The organism is Kitasatospora sp. NBC_00374 (assembly GCF_041434935.1).
Taxonomy (GTDB): domain Bacteria; phylum Actinomycetota; class Actinomycetes; order Streptomycetales; family Streptomycetaceae; genus Kitasatospora.
The window spans coordinates 1702124-1709080 of record NZ_CP107964.1; the positions used below are offsets into that span (position 1 = coordinate 1702124).

The window sequence follows — 6957 nt, forward strand, 5'->3', positions numbered from 1 at the left end:
AGCGCCGCGAGCAGGACGGCCAGCAGAACGGGGAGGGATATGGGTGCCTCGGCACCCGCTCAGCCGCGCCCCGACCGCCACTGACGGCCGATCAGCCAGATCAGGTAGCAGCCGCCGAGCACGCCCGTGAGCACGCCCACCGGCAGCTGGGTGGGCGCCAGCAGCCGCTGGGCGGCCAGGTCGCTCAGCACGAGCAGCAGCGCGCCGAGGACCGCCGAACCGACCAGGTTCGGGCCGGTGGCTCCGGTCAGCCGGCGGACCGCCTGCGGGGCGACCAGGGCGACGAACGGGATCGGACCGGCCGCCGCCGTCGCGGCCGCCGACAGGCCGACCCCGACCAGGATCAGCCACAGGCGCAGGCGGTCGGGCCGGATGCCGAGCGAGGCGGCGGCGTCGTCGCCCATCTCCAGCAGCCGCAGCGGCCGGCCGAGCAGCAGCGCGGCGGGCAGCAGGAGCAGCAGCACCGCGGCCATCGGGCCGCAGTGCTCCCAGCCGCGGGCGTTCAGACTGCCGGTCAGCCAGACGGCGGCACTGGCCGCATCGCTGAACGAGGCCCGGGCGATCAGGTAGTCGTTGAGCGAGGCCAGCAGCGAGCTCATGCCGATGCCCACCAGCACCAGCCGGTAGCCCTGGGCGCTGCCGCTGCGCGCCAGCAGGTAGACCAGCAGCGAGGTGACCAGCCCGCCGACCACGGCGCCGCCGGCCACCATCGCGGCGCTGCCGCCGATCACGAGGATCACCAGCAGCGCGCCGGTCGCCGAGCCGAGTGTGAAGCCGATGACGTCCGGGCTGCCGAGCGGGTTGCGGGCGACGGTCTGGAAGAGCGAGCCGGCCACCCCGAGGGCCGCGCCGACCAGCAGCGCGGTGAGGACGCGGGGCAGCCGGACCTCCATCACGATGTACCGGTCGATCCTGGCCCCGCCGCCGCCGAGCACGTTCAGCACGTCGGCGACGGACAGCGGGAAGTCACCTGTGGTCAGGGTCAGGACCACGGCGGCGGCGAGCGCGAGGGCCAGCAGCCCGCAGACCGCGGCGGCCCGGGGGTGCCAGCGCACGGATCCGCCGCCGGGCAGGCGGACGGCGTGCAGCGGCACCCGGCGCGGGGCGGGCGGCGGGGAGGTCCGGGCGGCAGGGACTACCGCCGTGGGGGTGTTCACAGTTGGGCGATCCTTCGGCCGCGGACGAGGACGATGAAGAGCGGTGCGCCGAGGAAGGCGGTGATCACGCCGGCCTGGAGTTCGGCGGGGTGCAGCACCACCCGCCCGACGATGTCCGCGGTGAGCAGCAGCACCGGCGCGAGGACGGCGGAGAAGACCAGCACCCAGCGCTGGTCGGGCCCGCAGATCCGCCGGGCCACGTGCGGAACGGCCAGACCGACGAAGGCGATCGGGCCGACCGCCGCCGTGGACGCGCCGGCGAGCAGGGTGACGGCGACCATGGCGAGCAGCCGGGTGCGGCCCGGCTTGGCGCCGAGCGCGTGCCCGGCGTCGTCGCCGAGCGCGAGCGCGTTCAGCGGGCGGGCCAGGCCGAAGGCGAGCACGGCGCCGGCGGCGAGGAACGGCAGCACCTGGCCGACGATCTCGGATTCGACCCCGGCAAGGGTGCCGACCTGCCAGAACCTGAACCGGTCCAGGGTCAGCGGGTCCAGCAGGATCAGGCCGTTGACGAAGGCTGTGAGCACGGCGGTGATCGCGGTGCCGGCCAGCGCCAGCCGGACCGGGGTGGCCGAGGCCCGTCCGCCGGAGCCCAGGATGTGCACCAGCACGGCCGCGACGGCCGCGCCGGCCAGCGCGAACCAGACGAACGAGCCGAAGGAGCGCAGGTCCAGCAGGGCCGTCCCGGCGGCGACCGCCGCGGCGGCGCCGCCGTTGACGCCGAGCAGGCCCGGGTCGGCCAGCGGGTTACGGGTCAGGGCCTGCATGAGGGCGCCGGCCAGCCCGAGGGCGGCGCCGACGGCGATGCCGAGCAGGGTGCGCGGGATCCGGGAGTGGTGGACGACGATCCAGTCGCCGTCGGTGGGCTCGTGGTGCAGCAGGACGTGCCAGACCTGGCCGGGCGGGATGTACTTGGCGCCGATCGCGATGCCGGCGACGGCCAGCAGCGCGAGCAGGCCGAGGCAGCCGAGCAGCTTGGCCGTCCGCCGGGCGGCCGCCGGTGCGGGCCTGTCAAGAGTCCGGGCGGTCATGCGTGCTCGTGCTCGTCGTCCTCGTGGTGGTCGTGGTTCTCGACGCCGCGCTTCCAGTACCCGTCGACGTCGACCTGGTGGCGGTGCAGGTTGCGGTCCTCGCGCAGGTGGCGGCGGATCGGCTTGAGGCTGGTGGCCTCGCCGGCCACCCAGGCGAAGCCCATGCCGTCGGGGAGCTCGGCGGCGCGGATCGCCCGCTCCAGCAGGTCGGTGGAGCCGGACGGGGCGTCACCGCGGTGCAGCCAGGTCATGGTGAGGTCGGCGGCGGTCTCGAACCGCTGCTCGTCCTGCGGCCCGGAGACCTCGGCGAAGGCGATCACGCGGACGCCGGCGGGGAGCATCTCGATCCACCGGGCCAGAGCCGGCAGGGCGGTCTCCTCGGCGCCGAGCAGGTACCAGTCGTGGACGAAGTCGATCACCTCGGAGCCGCGCGGCCCGAGGACGCCGAGCGTCATACCGGGCTCGGCGGCGGCGGCCCAGCCGGAGCCGACGCCCGTCCCGTGCAGGACCATGTCGACGTCGATCTCGCGCTCGGCCCGGCGGTGGTGACGGATCGTGTAGTCGCGGGTGATCGGCTCGACCGGCGCGTCCATCCAGGTGTCGTTCTCGATCACCGGCTCGACCGGCAGTTCGGTGCCCGGCTCGGCGAAGCAGAGCTTCACGTGGTCGGTCGGCGCCTGCTCGCAGAAACCTTCCAGCGCCTCACCGGCGAAGGTGACCCGCACCGTGCCGGGGGTGATCCGGTGGACCTGCTTGACCTCCAGCAGGCGGTACTTGAGCGGATGGCGGACGATCCGCATCCGCGGCGGAGCGATCTCGGTGGTCATCGTTTCGGCCCAATCCGGTGAGAGGTGACGCGGCCCGGCGCCTGCGCGCGTGCCGCCGCCCCGAGGGATCGGGACGGCGGCACGGGACGGCAAGCGCAGCTTAGGTTAGCCTAACCTGCTACGCGCACGCCACCGGCCTCCTCGGCCACCAGCCGGCCCTGGTCCAGCCGCACCACCCGCGGCATCCGGGCGATGGTCGCCGGACGGTGGGCGATCACCACCAGCGTGCAGTCGGCGCGCAGTTCGTCCAGCGCGTGCTCCAGCCGGGCGGCCGTCACCGGGTCGATGTCGGCCGTGGCCTCGTCCAGCACCAGCACCGCCGGGTCGGCGAGCACCGCCCGGACCAGGCCGAGGATCTGCCGCTCGCCCGCCGAGAGGTTGCCGCCGCGCTGGCCGACCTCGGCGTCCAGGCCGCCGGGCAGGTCCGCGATCCAGTCGGCCAGGCCCAGCTGACCGACCGTCCGCTCGATCCGGGGCCGGTCCGGAGCGCCCTGGACCAGTGCCAGATTGTCCGCGATCGTCCCGGAGACCATCCGGACCTCCTGCGGCACCAGCACGATCCGGCGCCGCAGTTCGGCCTCCGGGATCTCACGCAGGTCGGTGCCGGCGAAGGTCACCGCACCGCCGTCGGGCCGGTAGAGGCCGCAGAGCAGCTTGGAGAGCGTGGTCTTGCCGGAGCCGGTCTCGCCGACCACGCCGGTCCGGCTGCCGGCCGGGAAGTCCAGCGTCATCGTGTGCAGCACCCGGCCGTCGGCCCGGTACGAGTACTCGATCTCCGTGCACCGCAGGTCCCCGTGGGCGGGCAGGGCGTCGGCCGACGGCCGGACGGGCTCCGCGTCGGTGGCGGCCAGCAGGTCCAGCAGGCGGGCCAGCCCGGTCCTGGCGGTCTGCACCTCGCCGACCAGCTGGGACAGGTCCGCGAAGGAGTCGAACAGGTTGCGGCTCGCCAGGATGAAGACCACCACGGTACCGACGCTCAGGGTGTCCCGGGTCACCAGCCAGCCGCCGGCCAGCAGCAGCACCACCAGGGCCAACCCCTCGACCAGGCTCACCAGGTCGATCCGGTTCTCCACCCGCAGGGCCCGGCGGGCGGCGCTCACCGCGAGCCGGTTCTCCCCGTCGAAGCGGCGGGTCCAGCCGGGCAGGCCGCGCGAGGTCTGCAGCGCCTCACGGGCCGTCAGCGTCTCGGTGAAGGTGGCCGCCACGGCCGCCTCGGCGTTCGCCTTGCCGCCGAAGGCGGACGGCGCGTCGCGCTGGAACCAGCGGGTCACCAACAGGGTCAGCGGGACGAAGACCACCAGCTGCACCAGGAGCAGCAGCCACGAGTAGCCGACCATCACCACCAGGGTGAAGGCGAGGGTCGCGGCGGCCGAGACCAGGTTGCGCAGGTGCAGCCGGACGAAGGCGGCCAGCGCGGCCACCTCGCCGGTCGCCCGGCGCAGCAGCTCGCCGGTGCGATGGGTCTCCAGGAAGCGCAGCGGCGCGGTGGCGAGGTTCTCCACCGCCTGCTCCCGCAGGGTACGGACGACCTGCTCGCCGGCCCGGGCCAGCAGCAGTTCGCCGGCCCGGGCGAAGCCCAGCTGGGCCAGGGCCAGCACCACCAGCAGGGCGACGGCCCGGCCGAGACCGCCGCGGTCGCCGTCCAGGACGGCATCGGTGGCCAGACCGATCAGCGGCGCGACGGCGACCAGCGCCGCCGAGTCGGCCAGGCCGACCGTCAGCGCGACCACCAGGCGGTTGCGGTGCGGGCGCAGGTAGGGGGCGGCCCGGCGGAGCAGTGCGCGCTCGTCGGGCTCGTCGTTCAGCAGGGGCTGCTCAGCCACGGCCGGCCTCCACGGGGGTCTCGGTCTCGACGGCTTCGGTGTCGACGGCGTCGGTGTCGACGGCGTCGGATGCGGGCGCTTCGAGGTGGACCACCCGGTCGGCGGCGTCGAGCACGGCCGAGCGGTGGGTGGCGAAGACGACCGTCCGGTCCTTGGCCCAGCCGCGCAGGCGGTCCAGCACCAGCTGTTCGGTGGTGGTGTCCAGGGCGGAGGTGGAGTCGTCCAGCAGCAGCACCGCCGGATCGCCCAGCAGGGCGCGGGCGATCGCGAGCCGCTGGACCTGGCCGCCGGACAGCGCGGTGCCGCCCTCGCCGAGCTCGGTGCCGTAGCCGTCGGTCATCGCGGCCAGCTGCTCGTGGATGCCGGCCGTCCGGCAGGCCTCGTACAGCGCCTCGTCGTCGAGGTCGCGGCCGAGCCGCAGGTTGTCGGCGACGGTGCCGGAGACGAGCAGCGGGCGCTGGGCCACGTACGCGATCCTGGCCCGGACCTCGTCCAGGGCGACGGTCCGCAGGTCGGTGCCGCCGTAGGCGACCGTGCCGGTGGCGGGGTCGTCCAGCCGGACGGCCAGGCGCAGCAGGGTGGACTTGCCGGAGCCGGTGGCGCCGGAGACGGCGAGGAACTCGCCGTGCCGGACGTCCAGGTCGAGCGGGGCCAGCACGGTGCGGCCGTCCCGGACGGCGCTCACGCCGGTGAGGGTGAGGGCGCCGGTCCCGGGCAGCGGCTGCGCCGAGGCCGGGTCGGGCTCGGCGACGGAGGGCCGGATGGACAGCGCCTCGTCGATCCGCGCCGCGGCGACGTCGGCCTGGCCGCGCTCCAGCAGCCGGTCGACCAGTACGCGGGTGGCGAGCGTGACGATCGCCATCCAGGACGCGAAGGCGACCAGGCTGCCGATGCTGAGCCGGCCGTCCAGGGCGGCGAGACCGCCGATGCCGACGCCGCCGGCTACCGCGAGCCGCGGCACGAAGGGGCCGACGGCCGCCCAGGACGCCTCGATCCGGGCCGCGGTGACGGTCCGCCCGGTGACCTCGGCACTGGCCGCGTGGTGGCGCTCGACCAGCGGCCGGTGGCCGCCGGTGCCGCGCAGCCCGGTACCGACCTGGAGCAGGTCGGCGACCGCGTCGGCGCGCTCGCCGTGGACCCGGGCCAGCTCGCCGCTGGCGGCTGCGAAGCGCTTGGGGAAGTGGAGGTTGACCCAGACCAGGAACGGCAGGGTGGCCAGGGTGACCAGCAGCAGGCTGGTGTCGAGCACGGCCAGCGCGGGCAGCACGACCACGAAGGTGGTCCCGAGGACCACCCAGATCGCCAGGCCGTGCACCCACTCGCGGACCAGGTCGGTGTCCCGGGTGGCCCGCATCGCCAGGTCGCCGTGGCCGCGGGAGGCGAGCGCGGCCCGGTCCAGGCGGGCCAGGTGCCGCAGCAGGCGGCCGCGCAGGTCGGCGCCGACCTTGGCGTCCGCGTACCCGGCGAGGAACTGCCACAGGTACAGGCCGACGAACTGGACCAGCGCCGTCCCGCCGGCGGCGGCGCACCAGAGCAGCAGAGCCCCGTTGTCGTGCTTCTTCACACCCTCGTCGAGCGCCTGCTGGACGCACCAGGGCACCGCGAGCAGGGCCACCTGGCGGACGGCGGCGGCGGCCATGGCGGCGGCGACGGTGCCGCGGTGCGGTTTCAGCGAGCCGCGCAGCAGGGCCCGGGCCCGTCGGCGGCGCTCCGGGGAGAGCGCGCCGGGCTCCAGGTCCTCGTCGGCGAGCTGTTCGGCGGTCAGCCCGTCCGGGGGCTCGGTGGCGGGGTCCGTCTGATGGGTGCTCACGTGGATCGGGTATCCGTCTGTCGGAACGGGCATGGGCTGCCGGCGGTCCCGGGGACGGCGGGCTGCGCCGTCCCCGGAAGGACCGTCAGGAGTGCGCGGCGGCCGAGCGGGCGACCAGGCTCGCGGGGCGCATGTCGGTCCAGTGCGCGTCGACGTACTCGGTGCACGCCTGGCGGGTGTCCTCGCCGTGCACGACCGTCCAGCCGGCCGGGATCTCGGCGAAGGCCGGCCACAGCGAGTGCTGGTTCTCGGCGTTGACCAGGACGTAGTAGCGGGCGTCGTCGTCCTCGAACGGGTTGGTGGCGCTCATGG

The 6957-nt window shown here is 75.0% G+C and carries 6 protein-coding genes; all 6 read right to left on the minus strand.

Going from position 1 to position 6957, the window contains the following annotated elements:
* Window positions 1-59 precede the first annotated feature (59 nt).
* The 6 genes from OG871_RS07605 to OG871_RS07630 all read right to left on the minus strand — a co-directional run bounded on the left by OG871_RS07605 (window position 60) and on the right by OG871_RS07630 (window position 6955).
* Window positions 60-1157, minus strand: coding sequence for a FecCD family ABC transporter permease (locus tag OG871_RS07605; RefSeq protein WP_371495271.1), 1098 nt, complete (start codon window positions 1155-1157; stop codon window positions 60-62).
* Window positions 1154-2185 carry a FecCD family ABC transporter permease gene (locus OG871_RS07610; RefSeq protein WP_371495273.1) on the minus strand — a complete coding sequence of 344 codons (1032 nt, stop codon included), beginning with the start codon at window positions 2183-2185 and terminating at the stop codon, window positions 1154-1156. The genes OG871_RS07605 and OG871_RS07610 overlap by 4 nt, the downstream gene beginning before the upstream one ends.
* The gene (locus OG871_RS07615; protein ID WP_371495274.1) at window positions 2182-3012 is read right to left on the minus strand and encodes a siderophore-interacting protein; all 831 of its coding nucleotides are present in this window, start codon (window positions 3010-3012) and stop codon (window positions 2182-2184) included. Before OG871_RS07615 ends, OG871_RS07610 begins: the two co-directional genes overlap by 4 nt.
* A 110-nt stretch (window positions 3013-3122) precedes the next feature.
* Entirely contained in the window at window positions 3123-4835 is a 1713-nt protein-coding gene (locus OG871_RS07620) for an ABC transporter ATP-binding protein (RefSeq protein ID WP_371495276.1), read from the minus strand.
* A complete protein-coding gene (locus OG871_RS07625) occupies window positions 4828-6645 on the minus strand; it encodes an ABC transporter ATP-binding protein (RefSeq protein WP_371495278.1) in 1818 nt (605 codons plus the stop codon). Before OG871_RS07625 ends, OG871_RS07620 begins: the two co-directional genes overlap by 8 nt.
* An 85-nt stretch (window positions 6646-6730) precedes the next feature.
* On the minus strand, window positions 6731-6955 hold the full coding sequence (locus OG871_RS07630) for an MbtH family protein (protein WP_371495279.1): 225 nt from the start codon (window positions 6953-6955) through the stop codon (window positions 6731-6733).
* Between the last annotated feature and the right edge of the window lie 2 nt (window positions 6956-6957).